The organism is Dorea phocaeensis, assembly GCF_900240315.1.
Taxonomy (GTDB): Bacteria; Bacillota; Clostridia; order Lachnospirales; family Lachnospiraceae; genus Dorea_B; species Dorea_B phocaeensis.
Window position 1 is genome coordinate 212936 of the sequence record NZ_OEPZ01000002.1, and the last position, 19200, is coordinate 232135.

A 19200-nucleotide genomic window follows, 5' to 3' on the forward strand; every position below is an offset into this window, starting at 1 on the left:
ATCTTAGAAATCGATATCCTGGCTTACCTGTTTAGAAACCTTCAGGCTTCTGTACAATGCATGTCCCACACTTCTCATTGCATGGTCTGTCTGATGGAATACTTTCAATCCCATCTTTGGTCCAGACGCCATAACAGTGTTGGAACAGTCAGAGCAGTTACCAATAACGATGTATTCACATCCATCTTTCTTGAACTGCATGTTATTCTTAACCTGTCCTGGACAGTTACCAGGTCTTAAGCACTTAAGAGGTGCTCCTGGTTTATTTTCAATTGCCTGTTTACATCTTGCAACAGACACAACTTTGGCATTCATCTTCTCTGCCAGTTCGCGCATACGCTCTTCACTTCCTCCGCATGCACAGACAAGCAGCCCCATATTCGCTCCGTGAAGATCCGGGAATTCAACAGTTACAAGAATTCCTCCCGTAGTCTTTGTAATCGGCGCATCCATCTCTGTAGATTTTCCAGTAAAGGCTCCTCCCATGATGATCTCGCCATATTTGCCGTCGATTCCTCCGGCTCTCTCAATCAATTCGCCAACACTTACTCCAACCGGAACATCCATGAATACGTGAGCTTCATTTCCGCCAACCAGTTTTCCACGAACTGTTAAGTTCTTAGAAATGCATGGTTTCTTCTCATCAATAGCTTCTGCAATCTTGCAGATTGTCTCTAGGTTCAATACCACAGATCTTGCTGCTGAAGGAAGCTGAACGGTTGTCAGGTTGACCCCAAGACACTCTCTTACTACCGCACGCTCTTCACCCATTGGGTAAATATCCGGCATCAAGTGCATTATAATGTCCAGCTCATTTGCCAGCGCTGCCTGTAATGTCTTGATCGCTTTATGGTTTTTCTTCTTAATAGCAATGATACACTTATCAGCCTTTGTGATCTCCATACTGTACTTGATACCTGCGATCACTTTATCGCACTGTTCTTCGATCTGTCTGATATTGTGCTCAAGTCCCGGCTCACACTCAGCTGCGTTCACAAGGATATATCCGTGCTCAATCTTAAAGTCTGCCGGAAGTTCCGGGTTGATCTCCGGATCCATCTCTCCCATCTCAGTTGCTGACAGATCAATTCCAAGCTTCACACCTGTCGGGAAACCAGCTCCTCCCATTCCAACGATTCCTGCTGCTTTTACCATGTCAAGCTTGGTTGCATCTGCCGGAACATCGATCGGAACGAATTCATCTGGCTGTTCATCCGCTGCTTCGATAATGATGCTGTCATCTGTAATCTCTGTCACCTTTCCGTACACACTTGAAAAAATGTTAGCTCCAAGTCCTGTTGGTGTAGCAATGAGAGTACCTTTTTTCACATCTGCCCCAACCTCTACACATGGAGCACACGGAGCACCTACGTGCTGACGTAATAACAACTGTACTTTTCCCATGACATACTTCTCCTTTTCTTTCATTTATAATATAAGTAAAAAACGAAACTTGCCATCCCGTTTACTTATTCTGCGTTTATTTCCCGCTGTTTATTTATTAATTTTATCTATAAATGATGCAACCTCTTATTTCGCCATTTTTTTAACAAAATTTTCTTATTTTTTGGCGGAGGCATGTGGGAATCGAACCCACCCAGGACGCTCTTAACGCCCAACACTAGTTTTGAAGACTAGGAGGCACACCAGTTACCCATCTACCCCCATACATCATTTCATGCTAGTTAACCATATCACAATTTTTCGCGGATTTCAACACTTTTTATTTATTTTTATAATATCAAAAAAGCATTGACTTTTCAAGGTGTTTCGTCCATAATGAACTTAACGAACTGAACGGAATACTAGAATACGGTCTAATTGTTAATTTTATATCGTGATTCGCGGTTTCTTTACATTTCCTATAAAAGAAGCACTATGAAAACGAGGGGTGTTTTCTATGTGTTCTTATAAAAAGTTATAGATTTTGTCTATAGCTGAACAAATAAGGAGGTATTTATTATGGAGTTAAAAGCTAATGTTAACTTCGACCGGTTTGAAGCAGCTCTTCAGGTTGTAGACGCTCATACCGTTGGAGAATTCTGCCGTATCGTAATCGGTGGATTCCCGGAGCCAGAAGGCAACACAATGATCGAGAAGAAAAAATGGATGGAAGAGAATTACGACAAAGTTCGTACAGCTCTGATGTTCGAGCCAAGAGGACACCACGATATGTTTGGTGCTTTCCTGTGCGAACCAGTCAGCAAAGAAGCTGACTTCGGTGTAATGTTCATGGATACAGGCGGATACCTGAACATGTGCGGACACTGTACGATCGGTGCTGTTACTGTTATCCTTGAATCTGGATTAAAGGAAATGCACGAAGGCGAGAACGAAGTTGTTTTGGATGCTCCTGCAGGATTAATCCGCACAACAGCTTTCGTAAAAGACGGAAAGGTTGAGCACGTTACTTTAACAAACGTACCAGCATTCGTTTACAAAGAGAACCAGAAAGTTACCATCGACGGAAAAGAGATCGAATTCACAATCTCCTTTGGTGGAAGCTTCTTCGCACTGGTTGACACAACAAAACTGGATATCGGAGAGATTAACCAGAAAACCGTTCCTGCTTATACCGAACTTGGTATGAAGATGCTGGACGTAATCAACAAAGAGATCCCTGTTAAGCATCCATTACTTGACATCGATACCGTTGACCTTGTTGAATTCTACGGACCAACACCAAACCCAGACAAAGCTAACATGAGAAACGTAGTTATCTTCGGAGATGCTATGGCTGACCGTTCACCATGCGGAACAGGTACAAGTGCTAAACTTGCTACTCTGTATCACTGGGGAGAGATCAATGTTGGAGAAGAATTCATTTACGAAAGCTTCTTAGGCAGCCTCTTCAAAGGTGTAATCAAAGAAACTACAAAAGTTGCTGATTACGATGCAGTTATCCCAATGATCACAGGAAGCTGCTACTTAACAGGTGTTGCTACATACCTGATTGACCCAACTGATCCATTGAAATATGGTTTCCAGGTAGGTTAATATTTCCGAAAGGTTATATTGGAGGCGGATTTACAATAATCCGCCTCTTTTTCATTTCAGCATTGCCATTTGGCAACACATCATATATGATAGTCATATGCGAATTTATAAGATTAAAGAAAGGATTTACTAAAAATGCCACGTAAAAGACAGTCTACCAAAGCACGTATCGTCAAGTCAGCTTGGAATCTATTCTACAAAAACGGCTACGAACAGACTACCGTGGAAGAGATCATTGCCGCATCCAAGACATCGAAAGGTACTTTTTACCACTATTTTAAAGGGAAAGAAGCGCTTCTTAATTCTTTATCCTATCTTTTTGATGAAAAGTACGAAGAACTGGTTCCGCTCATCGATGACAACATGAGCTGCCGAGACAAGCTGTTATACCTAAACCATGAATTGTTTGATATGATTGAGCATAGCATCGACATCAAACTGCTTGCCTCCCTGTATTCTTCCCAGTTAGTAACCAAAGACAAGAAATCCCTGTCCGATAAAAAGCGATTCTATTTTCAATGGATCACTGAGATCATTGAAGCCGGACTGGAAAGTGGGGAATTTAAAAACAGTAGCAGCGCTGGCGAACTAATGAACGTCTATGCCATGTATGAGCGTGCACTTCTTTATGATTGGGCGCTTTTCAAAGGGAAATATTCCCTGACCGAATACAGTGACCGGCTTCTGCCCCATGTATTGGATATGTTTGAAAAAGGAGTATGACGATATGAATACCTCCGATCCCAAAAAGGACGTGCAAATCTTGCCGAGAACATTTCTCTTCGCAAAATCTGCACGTCCTTCTTCTTTTACACTTTACACCATACATTCGTGCATGGCTTCTTCTTCGATGCCCGTCTCTTTCATCATAGCAGCAATCTGCTCTCTGTCTTCAAGATCCGCACACCATGCCAGCCCGCATCCGGCTGAAATCATTCTCGGAACCGGAATGATGCGCCCCGGCACCTGCTGTTCCTTACAAGCTTTCTCCATCGCCATGGCATCCGCCGTCGTATGGAACGTCACCACTAACTTCAGTTCTTTCTTTCTCATGTTTACTCAATCACCACTTCGAAGTATCCATCTTTCTCCTCAGAATGCGTCTTCTTTCCATGATCCTTGGCATATTTCTCAACATTCATCTTCTGATGAGGCTCAGTAACCAGTACCTTCACAGCTCCCTGTGCCCCTTTAAGCGCCTCTGCTGTCAGCATAATCGGCTCTGGACAGGATAAACCTCTTGCATCTACTTCCTTCATATATTTCCCTTCTTTCTTAGAATACTATGTAATCACTAATAGTTCAATCCTATTTTTCTATTTCGTCTCTTTTCTCTTGTTTGTGAATGCAATGATAAAGCAAACAACAATACAGATCACGCAGGCAACCTTTCCATTTAACGGTACTGCACCAGCAACAAGTTCTTTTGTCTCTGGGTTTAATGCTGTTCCGCTGGCAGCCAGTCCTAAGTTATGGCACAATGCCGCACCTACGAACATACCTGCTACTGTAACTGCCGCATCAGAAGAACCCTGACCTGCAAGGATCAGCTGACGAAGCGGGCATCCTCCTGCCAGAACTGCTGCAAATCCTACTACATACATTCCAAGGATATTCCACAAATGATCAGAGTGTGCGATAATTCCCGGTGTATTAAATCCAAGAACAAAGCGTCCTGTCGCTATATTGAAGATCAGCATTACAACGAATAATCCTGCAATCACAGAGAACAGATCAAAGTTCTTCATCAAGATCACGTCACGGATACTTCCTGCAAAACACATTCTGGACTTCTGTGCAAATGCACCAAAGATAAGTCCTCCAACAAGAGCTATAATTACAGGCGCATGCATACTTCCCGGACCAGTCTGACTCTCTTTCAGAAGAGAGGTTGCAAGTGATAGAATCAGAATTCCTACAACAATTGCCGGCAATACATATCCACTTTCTTTGTTCGTTACATAAGCTCTTCCCAAACTAAAGCCTTTCTTAAGCGCCAACACACCGGTCGCAACACCAAGGACAAATCCAATCAATGCTACCCATGCATTTAAATCTCCTGCGGACATACGAATTACCATACGAAGCGGGCATCCTAAAAATACCAGTGCCCCAATCATAATTACCATTCCCAGGATAAAACGGATCATCGGGGAAGAACCTGCCGTAGAACGATACTCTTTCGTTGCTACAGAGATAATAAATGCCCCCAATACCAAACCGATAATCTCCGGTCTTGCATACTGTACCACCTCTGCCTGATGCATTCCAAATGCTCCTGCAGTATCACGAATAAAACATGCGATACAAAATGCCATGTTTGCCGGATTGCCAAAATATGCCAGACATGCCGCTACAAGTCCGCATACCACACCGGCCAATGCGAGTTTCTTCTTTGAATCTGATAAATTCATTCTCATTCCTCCTAGTCTTTAGTCTTCCGCCAGTTCCCGGATGGCCCGGATAGCGGTCTCTATCTCCTCATCCGTATTGTAATGAGAAAAACTAAATCTTACAGCCCCCTGTTCCACCGTTCCGAGCACCTCATGCATAAGCGGTGCACAATGACCTCCCGGTCTGGTTGAAATTCCATATTCTGTAAGAAGCTCATCACTTACTTCTGAAGAATCATAATCACCGATATTTAGCGTCACCACCGCACAGCGGTTCATGCTGCTAAAATCGCCATATACCTTCACGCCCGGAATCTCTTTCACTCCCAGATAAAAGCGCTTCATCAATTCCTGCTCGCTGGCACGGATGGTATCAATTCCTGTTCGCTCCAAATAGGAAAGTGCCGCGTGAAGTCCTGCAATCCCATGCCCGTTCAAGGTTCCTGCCTCCAATGCTGTCGGCATCTCCACCGGGTGGGTCTTGCTATAAGTCTGAATTCCGCTTCCTCCGCTCTTTAACGGGCGAATCTGAAGCCCTTCTTTTACATACATGCCTCCGGTTCCCTGCGGACCCAAAAGTCCCTTGTGGCCGGTAAAGCACAAAACATCAATCTGCATATCCTGCACGTCAATCGGAAATACACCTGCCGTCTGAGATGCATCCAGCACAAACAGCGCACCATGGCGGTGTGCCAGTTCTCCAATCGGCTTCGGATCAATATAATTACCAGTCAGATTGGAGCCATTCGTACAGATAATCATCTTCGTCTCCGGCCGGATTTCCTTCTCAATATCTTCGATCTTTAACGTACCCATCTCGTTACTTTTTACGATCGTTAAAAGGACACCTTTTTTCTCCATTTCATACAGCGGTCGAAGTACAGAATTATGTTCCAGCATCGTAGTAATCACATGATCTCCCGGCTTCAACAGACCTTTCACTGCAATATTTAAGCTTTCTGTGGAATTCGCGGTAAACACTACCTGCTTCGGACTCGTCCCACGAAACAGCCTGCACAACTTTTCTCTGGTATCATAAATGATCCGAGATGCGCTAAGAGACGCCTCATTAGCACCTCTTCCGGCGTTCCCCATAGAACTCATAGCCGCCACCACTGCATCAATTACTTCCTGTGGCTTATGCATCGTCGTCGCTGCATTATCCAAATATATCATTTGCTTCCCCATCCTTTCAGCAACAGGCGCCTTCCCTGCCTATCTTCTAGTATATGCTCTCTTTCTATGTTCGTCTAATTGAAATGCCGGATAAAACCCTCCACTTATAGAAGGCATCTATACCCGGCATCTCCCCCTTTTATATTCCCACATTATTTTCTCGTTTATAAGTTGCTCTGAGCCTGTTTCCCAACCTGATAAACTTCTTTTACAACCTTGATAAAGCGCTCTGCCGACCGGGACAGCTGATAATTCTTGTTATAAACCAGATTGATATCTCGTCCCTCATCCGCTCCCGGAATCGGAAAGACTTTGATAAAGCCTGCTGCCGCCTCATCTTTTGTGGCCAAACGTGACAGAACTGAAATTCCCATCCCCTGGCGGACAGACTTCTTAATGGTCTCCTGGTTCTCAATACTTGCCAGTACATCCAGACTGTCCGAATTCACCCCGGCACGCCGAAGCTGCTTTTCCGCTTCCTTTCTTGTTCCAGACCCTTCTTCTCTCATAATGAAATGTTCTTCAGCAAGCCAAGAGAGATCCTCTCCCCCTTCCGCTTCGATCTGCTGATACTTCTCCGTATTCGGAGTCACTATCACAAGCTCATCTTTATAGAACGGAATATACTTGCAGTGCTTCTTCTCCAACACTGTTCCTGTAAACCCTACATCCACCATATGATCAACAATCCGCATCACCACCTGAGAGCTGTCCGTCTCCAGAATCTTCAGCTGTTCCTCCGGATAGCGCTCTGAAAAACGCGTCAGCACCTTCGGAAGCAGATACTGAGCCGGAATGGTAGACGCTGCAATGGTAATACAGTGTCTGCCTCCATCCTCTTTCGTCTCAAACCGCTCTTCAATTTGCTTTTCCAAGTCAATCATCTGTCTGGCATATTTATATAGATCTTTTCCATCTTCCGAAAGCCCTACCTCTTTGGTATTCCGCACAAAAAGGCGGCTGTTAAGTTCCTTTTCCAGTGAAGAGATGTGGGCACTGATGGTGGGCTGAGTCAGGAACAGCTCTTTTGCCGCCTTAGAAAAGCTTCCACCTTCCGCAACCTGTACAAACGCTTCTAACTGTTTCAAATTCATGAATATATTACCCTTTCGCTCTCTGCTCCCGTCTTCTTCGTCACCTTGATGCTGTCCATATATTCCAGAATCGGCTTCGCACTCTTCCTACTGGTTCCGAACATGTCTCTTACCTGTGCAATGGTGATGACAGGATCTTCCTTTAACTTTGCTTCTATCTTTTCCCTTGCTTCCTGCATATATTCTGCCAATGTATACATATCATCCGTCACCTTTACTACCTGGCATTCCTGAATCAGAATATTCAAGATATCGTCCATGATCCCCTGCTCTGTTCCTTTGCCTTCAATCTCTGAATAACGGACAAAATCATATCTGGCATCCGCAAATTTCCCAAGCAAAAGCCCGGAAACTTTCTCATAAACCGCATCCTTTCGCACCTCATAAAGCGGAGTGCATAAGAATTCATCCACCCGCTTTACCGTACCAGCTTCCACCAGCCGATCTACAATCCGATCAAACACATTCGGTTTCATCTTCTGGAAATAAGTCATCTGGATCTCTGCCTTCTTCATGCCATATCGGTAAGGATATTTGGCTTCGTATGCCATAAGCGCTTCCGTCAGCGTCTCTTTCGCCGCCCGCTCTGAATCCGCATGCCAGATATAGGTATCTTTACGCATCGGAAATACCTGGACGATTCCCTTTTCTTCCAATTCTTCTATATCTTCGCTGATCTCCTGTGCCGACAGAGCCGTCAGCTTGGCAAGTTCTGCTGTCGTAATCAAGGTATCTGCGTATTGTTTTGCATGCATTTCAATAATATCCGCGGAAGAACCGGATTCTTTCTGCCGCAGTTCTTCGATTACATCCTGCTGGAAACGTTTCTTAATCCGCGGATTTGGCTCTAGAATCATGCCCCCTCCTATGGTCTCCATCGGCGAATAGAAGCGAACCACAAACTTATCCCCGCGGCGTACCGCAATTTCTTCCTCCAGCCGAAGCTGTACGAAACCACTCTCGCCAGGACCGATCTCCTCCTTATCAAGAAGCACCGCCCGACACAAAATCTCACTGGTTCCCGTAAAAAGATGAAGTCTTGTATGATTCGTCAGGATCCTCATGGAAGATTCCAGTACATTCAGTTTCACATCCAAAAGATCTGTGTTCTTCATACTATTCGGCGGAGCCAGCACACAACCGCGGCTGATCTCTTTCTTTTTAATGTTGGAAAGATTGATGGCCACACGCTGTCCTGCATAGCATTTCTGCTGATCCTGCCCATGCACCTGAATACTGCGAATCTTGCACTCCCTTCCAATCGGATACAGCTCCAGCGTATCCTCTTTTGCAATGGTTCCGGAAACCAATGTTCCCGTAATAATTGTTCCAAAGCCCGACAGGGAAAATACCCGGTCTACCGGAAGCCTCGGGATGGTGTGAACGTCTTTTGCCGCCACCTCATCACTGGTCATCTTCCCAATCACATCAATCAGGTGATCGAGCCCCTCTCCCGTTGCCGCTGACACCTTTACCACCGGTGCCTGTTCCAGGAAGGTTCCCTCCAATTCTTCTCTGACTTCTTCTTCTACCAATTCCAGCCATTCCTCATCTACAAGGTCACATTTATTCAGCACAATGATGCTCTTTTCAATTCCCAGAAGTCCCAGAATGTCCATATGCTCTCTGGTCTGCGGCATAATACCTTCATCTGCCGCAATCACCAAAAGCACCAGATCCATCCCCACAACTCCGGCAACCATATTATTAATAAATTTCTCATGTCCCGGCACGTCAATAATTCCTGCCCGGTCTCCGCCTGGAAGATCAAAGTAGGTAAATCCCAAATCAATGGTAATCCCCCGTCTCTGCTCTTCTTCCCAGCGGTCTGTATTTCTTCCAGTCAGGGCTTTGATCAGTGTTGTCTTCCCATGATCGATATGACCTGCCGTACCAATAATAATATTCTTCATCTTTTCGCCCGCTCCTACCGTCTCGCTGCCTTACTTGTTTCTTCCATCACATCCAACTCTTTGAGTTGTTCCACAATCAACTTCACCGACTCTTTTTCTATGGTTCGTACATCCAACACCACCATGTCGTTAAAGACTCTTGGGATCACCGGAACCGGGAGCGCGCGCATCCGGTCTTCTAGCTCTGCCACACTGATCTTCTCAGGGCGAATTGCCACTGCCATGCTCGGAATCCGCTCAAGCGGAAGAGAACCTCCGCCAATCTGCGACTCACAGGAGACCACCTCAATCGCAGCCGGAAGTTTGGCGCGTTTGAGCATCGTACAGAGTCTTCTTGCTTCTTTCGTCACCTCTTCCAAGGATCTGGTAATCATTCGCAGTACCGGAACATTCTGAATTGCTTTTTCCTCAGATAAATATTCCTGCAGCACCAGCTCCAAAGCCGTCGCTGTAAATTTGTCAATCCGAAGTGCACGGGTCAGCTGATTCTTCTTCATCTTATCGATGTATTTCTTCTTACCGATAATAATTCCTGCCTGTGGACCTCCCAGAAGCTTGTCACCGCTAAAGCAGACTACATCCGCTCCTTTTTCGATGGAATTCTGTACCGTCGGCTCGTAAGTAAGTCCATATTTACTTAAGTCGATCAACACACCGCTTCCTAAGTCTTCGATTACCGGAAGATCATGCTTCTTTGCCAGTGGAATCAGCTCGTCAATTCCCACTGTATCCGTAAATCCCACAATCCGGTAATTACTGGTATGCACCTTAAGAAGCGCCTTTGTCTCCTCTGTAATGGCATTCTCATAATCATCATAATGGGTTTTGTTCGTTGTTCCAACCTCTACCAACGCTGCACCACTTTGTTCCATCACATCCGGAATTCGGAATTTTCCTCCGATCTCCACTAGTTCACCACGGGATACTACCACTTCTCCCCCTTTTGCAAGCGAGCTTAAGATCAGCATAACTGCCGCCGCATTGTTATTCACTGCCATGGCCGCTTCCGATCCCGTAATCTTACACAGAAGCTTTTCAAAATGAGAGTACCGCTCTCCACGCCGTCCCTCTTCCAAATTGTATTCCAAATTAGAGTAGCCCGTTGCCACTTCGGCAATCCGCTGCATATGTTCTCTGCTGATCGGCGCACGGCCTAAATTGGTGTGGAGGATCGTTCCCGTTCCATTGATCACTTTTCGCATATTCGGCGTATGCATCGCAGACACTCTCTGCTCAATCCGCTCTCGCAACTGTTCGATTTGCTGCAGACCTTCCTCTTCTTCCTCACACTGCCCAATAAATGCTCTTAACCGATCCATCTCCAAATGAACGGCCTCCATCACTGTCTCTCTGCTATATTTTGTAATCAGCAGCTGAAGCTTCTCTTCTTCCAGAAGCACATCTACCTTCGGGATTTTTCTGTATAACATATTTTTATTCATTGTTCTGGTTCCCTTCTATCCTTCTTTCATCCTCTAAAACAGACGAATCCACTTATCGCTCTTTGGCGCGACTTTTCCGATAATGGATACTTCCGTATCCATTCCTGCATTCTGAAAATCCTTCAACATTGCCGGCAGATCATCCGGCGCCACACTAATTAAAAGCCCGCCTGACGTCTGTGGATCATAGAGCAGATCCAAATAATGCTCTTCTACGGACCCGACATCCACTTTACCGATAGAATACCCTCGGTTCTTGTAAGTTCCTGCCGGAATCAGCCCCATCTTCGCATAATCAATGGCATCTGCAAAATACGCCACATCCCGAACATTAATCTCAAAGGTCACTTCACTCGCCGATGCCATCTCTACGCAGTGTCCCAAGAGCCCAAACCCCGTAATGTCCGTGCAGGCAGAGACATTATACTTCTCCACCACCCGTTTTCCTTTTTGATTCAGAGATGCCATCACCGTCTGCGCTTCCCGAATGGCAGATGCAGAAGCCATCTCTGCTTTAATAGCTGTATTAACAACTCCACTTCCAATCTGCTTGGTCAGCACCAGGATATCTCCCGGACGGCAGCCGTAATTCTTGAAAATCTTCTGCGGATGTACAAAGCCAGACACGCAAAGTCCATATTTGGGCTCATCATCCTGTACCGAATGACCGCCCACCAGAACTGCGCCGGCTTCTTTTACCTTTGCAGCGCCTCCTGCCAGAATATCTCCTAAAATTGCCGGATCCAGACAGTTTGGAAATCCCACAATATTCAGTGCCACAGCGGGCTCCCCGCCCATGGCCCAGACATCACTTAAGGAATTGGCTGCTGCAATCTGGCCAAACATATAAGGGTCATCTACAATCGGAGTAAAGAAATCTACCGTCTGGATCATCGCGATCTCATCTGTGACTTTGTAAATGGCGGCATCATCCGATGTTTCAATACCTACAATCAAATTTTCATCATGGAACTGCGGTAACTTGCCCAGAACCTGAGCAAGGGTCTCCGGACCTATCTTGGCCGCTCATCCCGCAGTTTTACTTAAAGTCGTCAGTCTGACGTCAGATTTCATAATTTTATCCTCCTACCTTGCAAAAGAGCCGAGTCCCTGGTTTCATCGGGAATCCGGCCCTTTTCATTCATTACTTTTTATTTGCCTTGCGGCATTTGCCGCTTCTTTCGACCACTATGGTCTTAAAATCTTTTCTGCATTTGCCATCGTCTCAACGATGCTGTACATATTAGTCACGCTTCCTACAGCCAACTTGTCTTTCAGCCCGTAATAGTCAAGGCATGTCCCACAAGTCAGGATCTCTACGCCCTGCGCTTCCAGAGACTTCAGATCTTCCAAAGAATCCGATCCTTCTGTCGTCAAGGTTGCTCCTCCATTATAGAAAAGCATTGCTTTTGGCAGTGTATCAAGCTGGGTAACCGCAAAAATGAATCCCTTGATCAGCACCTTACCCAGTTCATCATTCCCCTCTCCCATGCGATCAGATGCAACTACGACAACCGTATTGTCTCTTGCATCCGGCATACAGCTTTCTTCCGCCCGGCCCTCTGATACCGGCGCGCCTTCCATCCGGATCGTAATCTTATATTCTCCTTCTCCAAGCTTCTCAGAAGATAACTGACCTCCAGCACTTGCTGCCATCTTACTTACATTCTGTACGGCGATCTCATTATCCACCAGCACCTCGATTGTCTCCGCTCCTGTCAATGCCTGCATTGCTTTTTTGGTCTTAATTACCGGGATCGGGCAGTTGTCTCCCATTGCATTTACTGTAATCATGTCAATTCCACCTTTCCAAGTCCGTCTGCCTCTTCACTTATAGATATATTCTATCACTGATCAAAGAAAAGGTAAACGTTTTCTTTCTATTTTCCTAAATCTTATGTAAAAGCCGCCAGAGGTGTTCTCCGGTACTCCTTTACCTCAATCACATGGTAGGACCCGTCCGCATAATATGCAGGACGCATCTGTCCTTCGCGAAATGCTTTCAAGAATTCCTCCATGGTCTGAACCGTATCCGGAAACCAGGTCGCGCACACCCCAACCTTCTCCGGCACATGGCAGTCGCTGGATCCCAGGGTGAAAAGCCCCAGATCCATCGCATACTCTGCCGCCTTCTGACACGCCTTCACCGAAGTACTTCCATTCAAAACTTCCAGTCCGTCGAGGCCTTTCACTTCTCGAAGATGCTCTTCGAGGCCTCTTCTGTTGTTCCGAAACGGATGCGCCGCAAAGCATACGCCTCCCTGAGCTTTAACCAAATCGATAAACTCCTGCGCCGAAACCCTTTCCTTCGGATACTCTTCAATTCCAAATGCGACGATATCTCCCTGAAGAGAATAATATTCAATCCCTACAAACACCGGGAAACCCGTTTTTGCCGTATATTCTTTTGCAGCTTCTTTCAAGCCCATACTGTCATGGTCCGTAATGCAAACTGCTCCAAGTCCCTTTTCCTTCGCGATCTGAACGATCTCATCAAGAGACAGAAAACTATCTTTTGAATATGTCTTTTCATGCATATGCATATCGATAAACATGGCTTTCGCTCCTTCCACAATCTCTGTCTCTATTATATAAATTATCCACCGCTTCATCAAATAGAGTTTTATAATAAAAGAGTGTGCATATAGATAGAATCTATATATGCACACTCTCCTCTTTTTTCGATTCAGTCTTTAACTCTTCTTGTTCTTCCAGACTTTTTTGAATTGCTTCATTTAAGGATAACATCTTGTCATCCAGTGTAGAGACCATCTCTGCACATTCCTTCAAATCCTTGCTGATATACTCCGGGGCATTCCCTTCGAATTTATAGTAAATTTTATGCTCCAGACTTGCCCAAAAGTCCATGGCAATCGTTCGGATCTGAATTTCAACCTTCGTATCCACAACACTGTCGGATAAGAAAATCGGAACGGATACCAGCATATGATAACTCTTATATCCGCTGTCTTTTGGATTTTTAATGTAATCTTTGATCGCCAGAACCTTCAGGTCGCTCTGATTTCCAATCATCTCTGCCAAACGATAAATATCTGACGTAAAAGAACAGATCAGCCTGACTCCCGCAATATCATTGACATACTTGACCATATTCTCTATGGAAGTCTCGTATCCATATTTGCGAAGTTTCTTAACGATACTTTCCGGTGTCTTCACTCTTGTCTTGATATGTTCAATCGGATTGTACTGATGTACATGCTGAAATTCATCATTTAGAATTTCAAGCTTGGTTCCGACTTCTTTTAATGCTGAATTATAGAGGAACATAATTGTCTTCCAGCTGTCCACATCCTCATAATTCCTAATTGCATGTTCCATGTCGTCTCTCTCCTCTCATACCGAAGAGTTAAATTCTGTATGGATATTATACCATACCCGACTGCCTTCTGTCACAGATTTCACAGTTATTTAAGAAAGAGGCTTTGATCTTAATGTTGCCTTAATCTCTTCCCTTTTCGTTCTTAATACTCGATTCCTTCTCTCGCCAAATGTCCCTCATCATACGGATGTCGAACCTTGCACATCTCTGTCACATAATCCGCCTCCGCAATCAATTCATCCGATACCATATGACCCGTCAGAATAATCTCCAGTCCATGCGGCTTATGCTGCAGGAAGCTGATGACCTTCTTCTCACTCAACACCCTGTTCTCAATGGCGCACAGAGCTTCATCAAGCCACAATACATCGAATGGACCACAGAATTTCACAATTTCATCCAATGCTTTATTGTTGTAATGATTCAATTCCGCCTTCTCTTCCCCATTCATCTGATTCATGAATTTCACATTCTCTCGCCCCGGCAGGCAAGTGACATTAGGAAGCTGTTCCAGAATCGCCCGCTCTCCAGATGAATTATCCTTCATAAACTGGAATACCAGAACCTTCAGCCCGTGCCCTGCTGCCCTCACAACCTGACCTACCGCCGCTGTTGTCTTTCCTTTACCATTTCCATAATAAATGTGAATTCTTCCTTTGCCCATCATCTGTTTCGTTCCCTGCCTCTCCCGTTATCCACCGTTCTGTACATTGACATTATAATCGTTCCGGCTAAAAAAATCTAGTTTCTTATTTCTTCTTTATGGCACTTTACATCCCGGCCGAAAGCAGATATACTTTTAAATACTTTTAGATATTTACAGACCGACAGGAGGGAATACCATGCTTCGATTATGGGGAAAAGAATTCAAAGACAACAGAATGATCCGGGACACCGTTGTGTGCGATGACACAGACGATACCCGGACCCATAAAATTTTTCATGCATTAGATACAATCTGCTATGAATTTGATCTTAGCAAGCCTATTTGGCTTGATTCCAATATTGAGGAATTCAAGCGTCACGACAAAACTCGATTTTATCAGGACAACTTTGTGGATTCCATCGACTTTGACTATCTGGAAATCCATATCATCGAAGAATAATTTTAGGAGAATAATTTTCCTATTCGCTTCGGATTGCTGCCAACGGGCTTAGACGCATCGCTCTTCTTGCAGGGAAGTACCCGGCTGTCACACCTACCAGCACCGCAAATCCCATAGATAAAAGCACCAGCCACCATGGGATGTAGGAAATATTTCCGTCAAAGCCCATCGCCGCTCCGCTTCCGGTAATAAAGTTAATCACGCCGGACATTCCAAAGCTTAAGAGGTTGCCGACGGCTCCGCCAATCAAACCAATGGCCGCCGCTTCCACCAGAAACATCGTGCGGATATTGCTAAGCCTGCAGCCTAACACTTTCATAACGCCAATCTCTTTGGTTCGTTCATAGATCGACATCATCATCGTATTGGCGATTCCGATAGCCGCTACCAATAGAGAGACTGCGCCGATTCCTCCAAGTACCGCCTGTACAATGGCAAACTGGCTCTTCATCGTTTCCAGATATTCTGTATTGGTCTCCACTTCATAACCCATCCCCCGGATCATCTCTGCTACTGCATTCACCTGATCCAGTTCATCTACTTTCACCTGTGCATAAGAATAGCAGAACTCTTTATATGGCTTTCCAGACTTGGTCGTTGGCTGCCCTGGAATGGCGCGCCCTGCAAATTCTTTCTTTAACATCTGCTTTAACGTATCCAGATCGCAATAAATATTGTAGTAATTTGCATTGTAGGTATCCACATCTCCCGCCACAATTCCGCTGGCCATCACCACATGCTTTTCCACCGTCTTCGCCTGCGCCTCACGCCCGGATCCCCCGAAACTCTCTCCTGTATCTGCTCCGGATCCTCCCAAAGCGCCTCCTGCGCTGTTCTCCTGCTGATTCATATAACCTTCCTGATCCAGAATCATAAAAATCGGATCTTGGGCAAAGTCAATCTCCGGAAGTTCTCCCGTGTCATAATATCCCTTCCCGCTTCCTTTTTCATAGAACATGGTGGGAATCCCATTTCCATAAACCAAATCAAGATGGCTGGTATTGGTTTTCGGAAGACTTCCGCTTGCCAGCTCGATATTCTGCGCCTTCAATCCTTCTGGATTCATAGCCACCAGTTCCCCATATCCTTCGTACTTTCCTTTCAAAAACATTACCTGTGTAGAATATACCGGTGTTACAAAGGTCACGTGAGGAAGTTTTTCTAGTTCCTCAATGGTGTCGTCTTTCACATATTTTTCCGACTCTTTCTCCTGATCCCCTGAATACATCATGGTGTCTCCGGCCTGTTTGCCGCGTACCTTTACCATCGTAAGGCCGCCCGACTGTTCTACCTCCCTGTATAGGGATTCCTGCATGCCAAGTCCCAACGAAATCATAACAACAATGGACGCTGTTCCGATTACCACGCCCAAAATCGTAAGAAAGGTCCGAAGCTTTCTTCGGCGAAGATTGCTAATGCTCATCCTCAGAAGGTCTATCCAACTCATCCAGCAATCCCTCCTCTTCCATCGTAAGGCGCGCCTTCTTTTTCTTCTTGATTACAAACACCACTGCCAGAATCACGACCAAAGCCGCCAACAGTACAACCAGAAGAACCGGGAATCCCGAAGACGTCTCTTCCGGCATCATAGTCTCGGCCGGCATCTCTTCTTCCACAGCGTCTAACACCTCCAGCTGAAAGTCTTTCGTAGTCTTAGAAATATTTCCAGACTCGTCCTCGTAGCTGACTGTCATAGTCACCTTGCCGGGACCCTTGCCCGCCTTCTTTCCTTCCAGCATCGCATCGATTGATGCTGTCGCTCCGGATTCTACATTGCCAATAAAGACTTCTTCCTTTTCAATGCAAGCTCCTTCAAATACCGCCTTCAGATTGTAAAGCTTAATCCGTCCCAGATTATAAAGGCTGCACATGACGTTGGCTTCCTCGCCAACCGCAATGCTCTCCGGGCTGATCTCGAAGTCGCTAAATTCAAACCGCGCATCCTGTTTCACCGGAATTGATACGGACGACGCCGCTTCAATCTGCTGCGCATTGGCATCTTCATACTTCATATTCAGTTCCATGCTGTACGGCTTCTGCAGAAGATCCGCTTTGGCATTCAGCTGAATGGAAATGTCTGCCGTCCCGCCCGCTGCAATTCCTTCCAAGTAGACAGAGCTTGATCCGGAAGTGGGAAGAAATGCCGGCGCTGTACTCTGCTCATCTTTGCCTTCGGTCGGCGCCTCCATATCAAAGAGCATATTGCTGACTCTCATGGTCTTGGATGTATTTTTCAAATGAATCGTCAGAGTAAAGTCACTCCCCGCACGAACCTCTGCCGGATCCGTGGTAAATCCTGTCACAATCACTCGCGGCACAGCGCCATTTCCGCTGGCACCGCCGCTGTAGGATGCACCTCCATTACTGAATCCTCCTGCATCAGCAGATAAAAGATCATAGTCTGCGCCTCCCTGGCTTCCTCCGCCAATACTCTGCTGCTCATTTCCAGAACCATCCTGTCCGCCGGATGGCTTTTCTGCTTCCGGTTTCGCCGTCGTATTAACATAAAATTTCTTCTCTGTCAGCACACCGTCCGCCGAAGCAACCAAAAAACGAATCGTATATCTCGCTGTCGGCACGTCTTCCCTTTGAACAAATGTAAATGCAACATCCCTGGCCTCTCCCGGCTGCAGACTTCCAATCTCCTGTCGGTAATCCTGCACCTGGGTCTGGAACGGCCAATCCTGTCCGCCTTCTCCAAGGTCTGGAGCTACTGCTATCTGTTCAATCGGGGCAGACGTCTCATTGGTCACCGTCAACACCCACTCACGGCTCTCTCCCGCCTGATAAGTCGGAACCGTATTTTCCTTGGAAACAATACTTACCTTTCCCGCCTTCTTCCCCGTCTCTGCTGCATGAGACGCAAGTCCCGGCATTAGCGCGCTTCCTGCCAGCACTGCCGAAAATAATACTGCTGCTGCCTTCTTCCATGTTTTCATCTCTACTCTTCCTCCGTCCTGATTCTGTTGTCGTCAATCTTCAATATTTTCCCATCGCGAATATGGAATACCCGGTCTGCATATTCCGCCAAGTGCGCATCATGTGTAACCATTACGAGCGTTCGTTTCTGTTCCCGAACTACCTGCTGCATCAGACTCATCACCTCTTCGGATGTGTGAGAATCTAAGTTCCCGGTAGGCTCGTCAGCAAAAATGATCTTCGGATCCACCACAAGCGCTCTGGCCACACCAACTCTTTGCTGCTGCCCGCCTGACATCTGTTTTGGCAAATGTTTTTTATGCTTTCCAAGCTTAACCAGATCCAGCATTGCATCCGCTTTTTTCATCCGCACATTCCTGGGCACCCCACGAAAGCTAAGCGGGAGTGCAACATTTTCCACTGCGTTCATCGTCCCCATCAGATGAAACGACTGAAAAATAAAGCCAATATTCTCCCGCCGGAATGCAACCAGCTGCTCCTCATTTAACTTCTCGATATGGCGGTCTGCGATAACCACTTCGCCTTTGGTGGGCTTCTCCAGCCCCGCCAGCATGTTTAGGAGTGTGGATTTCCCAGAACCGGAAGTACCGACAATGGCACAGAATTCCCCCTCGTAAATCTGAAAGTCCAAACCGTCCAGCGCATGCACCACTTCATCGCCGACCCGGTACAGCTTATATAAATCTTTTACTTTGATTACCGTCTTCATGGCGCCCTCCTCTCGTCTTTTCATCATAGAGGATAAAAGGAAATTCTTTTGGTAGAGATTATGAAGTTTTTCTTAAAATTATGAAAGGCC

Annotated in this window: 19 protein-coding genes and 1 tRNA gene; 3 read left to right on the forward strand and 17 right to left on the reverse strand. The window is 45.8% G+C overall.

The window, feature by feature from the left end; genetic code table 11:
* Window positions 1–3 precede the first annotated feature (3 nt).
* Both C0979_RS04990 and C0979_RS04995 read right to left on the reverse strand, forming a co-directional pair.
* Window positions 4–1404: a proline reductase-associated electron transfer protein PrdC gene (locus tag C0979_RS04990; protein WP_101694970.1), complete on the reverse strand. Its 1401-nt coding sequence runs from the start codon at window positions 1402–1404 to the stop codon at window positions 4–6.
* 164 nt (window positions 1405–1568) lie between these two features.
* Window positions 1569–1666: transfer RNA gene (locus C0979_RS04995), tRNA-Sec, on the reverse strand.
* Between the two features lie 296 nt (window positions 1667–1962).
* On the opposite strand from C0979_RS04995, the gene C0979_RS05000 reads away from it, so the two are divergent.
* Together C0979_RS05000 and C0979_RS05005 are read left to right on the forward strand one after the other, a co-directional pair.
* Complete coding sequence (locus tag C0979_RS05000) at window positions 1963–2997, forward strand: proline racemase family protein (RefSeq protein ID WP_101694971.1); 1035 nt, start codon at window positions 1963–1965, stop codon at window positions 2995–2997.
* 135 nt (window positions 2998–3132) lie between these two features.
* The gene (locus C0979_RS05005; protein WP_101694972.1) at window positions 3133–3720 is read left to right on the forward strand and encodes a TetR/AcrR family transcriptional regulator; all 588 of its coding nucleotides are present in this window, start codon (window positions 3133–3135) and stop codon (window positions 3718–3720) included.
* 93 nt (window positions 3721–3813) lie between these two features.
* Here the strand turns inward: C0979_RS05005 and C0979_RS05010 are convergent, their stop codons facing one another.
* The 12 genes from C0979_RS05010 to C0979_RS05065 form a co-directional block, all read right to left on the reverse strand.
* Window positions 3814–4050, reverse strand: coding sequence for a putative Se/S carrier protein (locus C0979_RS05010; protein ID WP_101694973.1), 237 nt, complete (start codon window positions 4048–4050; stop codon window positions 3814–3816).
* A gap of 2 nt (window positions 4051–4052) precedes the next feature.
* The gene (locus C0979_RS05015) at window positions 4053–4256 is read right to left on the reverse strand and encodes a sulfurtransferase TusA family protein (RefSeq protein WP_101694974.1); all 204 of its coding nucleotides are present in this window, start codon (window positions 4254–4256) and stop codon (window positions 4053–4055) included.
* 57 nt (window positions 4257–4313) lie between these two features.
* On the reverse strand, window positions 4314–5411 hold the full coding sequence (gene yedE, locus C0979_RS05020) for a YedE family putative selenium transporter (RefSeq protein WP_101694975.1): 1098 nt from the start codon (window positions 5409–5411) through the stop codon (window positions 4314–4316).
* Between the two features lie 18 nt (window positions 5412–5429).
* The gene (locus C0979_RS05025) at window positions 5430–6566 is read right to left on the reverse strand and encodes an aminotransferase class V-fold PLP-dependent enzyme (RefSeq protein ID WP_101694976.1); all 1137 of its coding nucleotides are present in this window, start codon (window positions 6564–6566) and stop codon (window positions 5430–5432) included.
* A gap of 164 nt (window positions 6567–6730) precedes the next feature.
* Window positions 6731–7660, reverse strand: a complete 930-nt coding sequence (locus C0979_RS05030) for a selenium metabolism-associated LysR family transcriptional regulator (RefSeq protein WP_101694977.1) — start codon at window positions 7658–7660, stop codon at window positions 6731–6733.
* Complete coding sequence (gene selB / locus C0979_RS05035; RefSeq protein WP_101694978.1) at window positions 7657–9573, reverse strand: selenocysteine-specific translation elongation factor; 1917 nt, start codon at window positions 9571–9573, stop codon at window positions 7657–7659. Before selB ends, C0979_RS05030 begins: the two co-directional genes overlap by 4 nt.
* A 14-nt stretch (window positions 9574–9587) precedes the next feature.
* Window positions 9588–11015 carry an L-seryl-tRNA(Sec) selenium transferase gene (gene selA / locus C0979_RS05040; protein ID WP_101694979.1) on the reverse strand — a complete coding sequence of 476 codons (1428 nt, stop codon included), beginning with the start codon at window positions 11013–11015 and terminating at the stop codon, window positions 9588–9590.
* Window positions 11016–11048: 33 nt separating this feature from the next.
* Complete coding sequence (selD, locus tag C0979_RS05045; RefSeq protein ID WP_200816241.1) at window positions 11049–12089, reverse strand: selenide, water dikinase SelD; 1041 nt, start codon at window positions 12087–12089, stop codon at window positions 11049–11051.
* A 114-nt stretch (window positions 12090–12203) separates the two neighbouring features.
* A complete protein-coding gene (gene yedF, locus C0979_RS05050) occupies window positions 12204–12809 on the reverse strand; it encodes a sulfurtransferase-like selenium metabolism protein YedF (protein WP_101694981.1) in 606 nt (201 codons plus the stop codon).
* Window positions 12810–12910: 101 nt separating this feature from the next.
* On the reverse strand, window positions 12911–13570 hold the full coding sequence (locus C0979_RS05055) for a PHP domain-containing protein (RefSeq protein ID WP_101694982.1): 660 nt from the start codon (window positions 13568–13570) through the stop codon (window positions 12911–12913).
* Between the two features lie 100 nt (window positions 13571–13670).
* On the reverse strand, window positions 13671–14354 hold the full coding sequence (locus C0979_RS05060; protein ID WP_101694983.1) for a GTP pyrophosphokinase: 684 nt from the start codon (window positions 14352–14354) through the stop codon (window positions 13671–13673).
* Window positions 14355–14497: 143 nt separating this feature from the next.
* Entirely contained in the window at window positions 14498–15022 is a 525-nt protein-coding gene (locus C0979_RS05065) for a cob(I)yrinic acid a,c-diamide adenosyltransferase (protein ID WP_101694984.1), read from the reverse strand.
* A gap of 175 nt (window positions 15023–15197) precedes the next feature.
* Between C0979_RS05065 and C0979_RS05070 the strand changes: the two genes are divergently transcribed.
* Window positions 15198–15461 carry a hypothetical protein gene (locus C0979_RS05070; RefSeq protein WP_101694985.1) on the forward strand — a complete coding sequence of 88 codons (264 nt, stop codon included), beginning with the start codon at window positions 15198–15200 and terminating at the stop codon, window positions 15459–15461.
* A gap of 19 nt (window positions 15462–15480) precedes the next feature.
* Here C0979_RS05070 and C0979_RS05075 read toward each other — a convergent pair whose 3' ends face one another.
* From C0979_RS05075 to C0979_RS05085, 3 genes are read right to left on the reverse strand one after another with little or no spacing between them, the layout of a single operon-like run.
* Window positions 15481–16908, reverse strand: a complete 1428-nt coding sequence (locus C0979_RS05075) for an ABC transporter permease (protein WP_101694986.1) — start codon at window positions 16906–16908, stop codon at window positions 15481–15483.
* Window positions 16874–18400 (reverse strand): COG1361 S-layer family protein, encoded by a 1527-nt coding sequence (locus tag C0979_RS05080; RefSeq protein ID WP_101694987.1) that lies wholly within the window; start codon window positions 18398–18400, stop codon window positions 16874–16876. Before C0979_RS05080 ends, C0979_RS05075 begins: the two co-directional genes overlap by 35 nt.
* A 2-nt stretch (window positions 18401–18402) precedes the next feature.
* Window positions 18403–19110, reverse strand: a complete 708-nt coding sequence (locus C0979_RS05085; RefSeq protein WP_101694988.1) for an ABC transporter ATP-binding protein — start codon at window positions 19108–19110, stop codon at window positions 18403–18405.
* Between the last annotated feature and the right edge of the window lie 90 nt (window positions 19111–19200).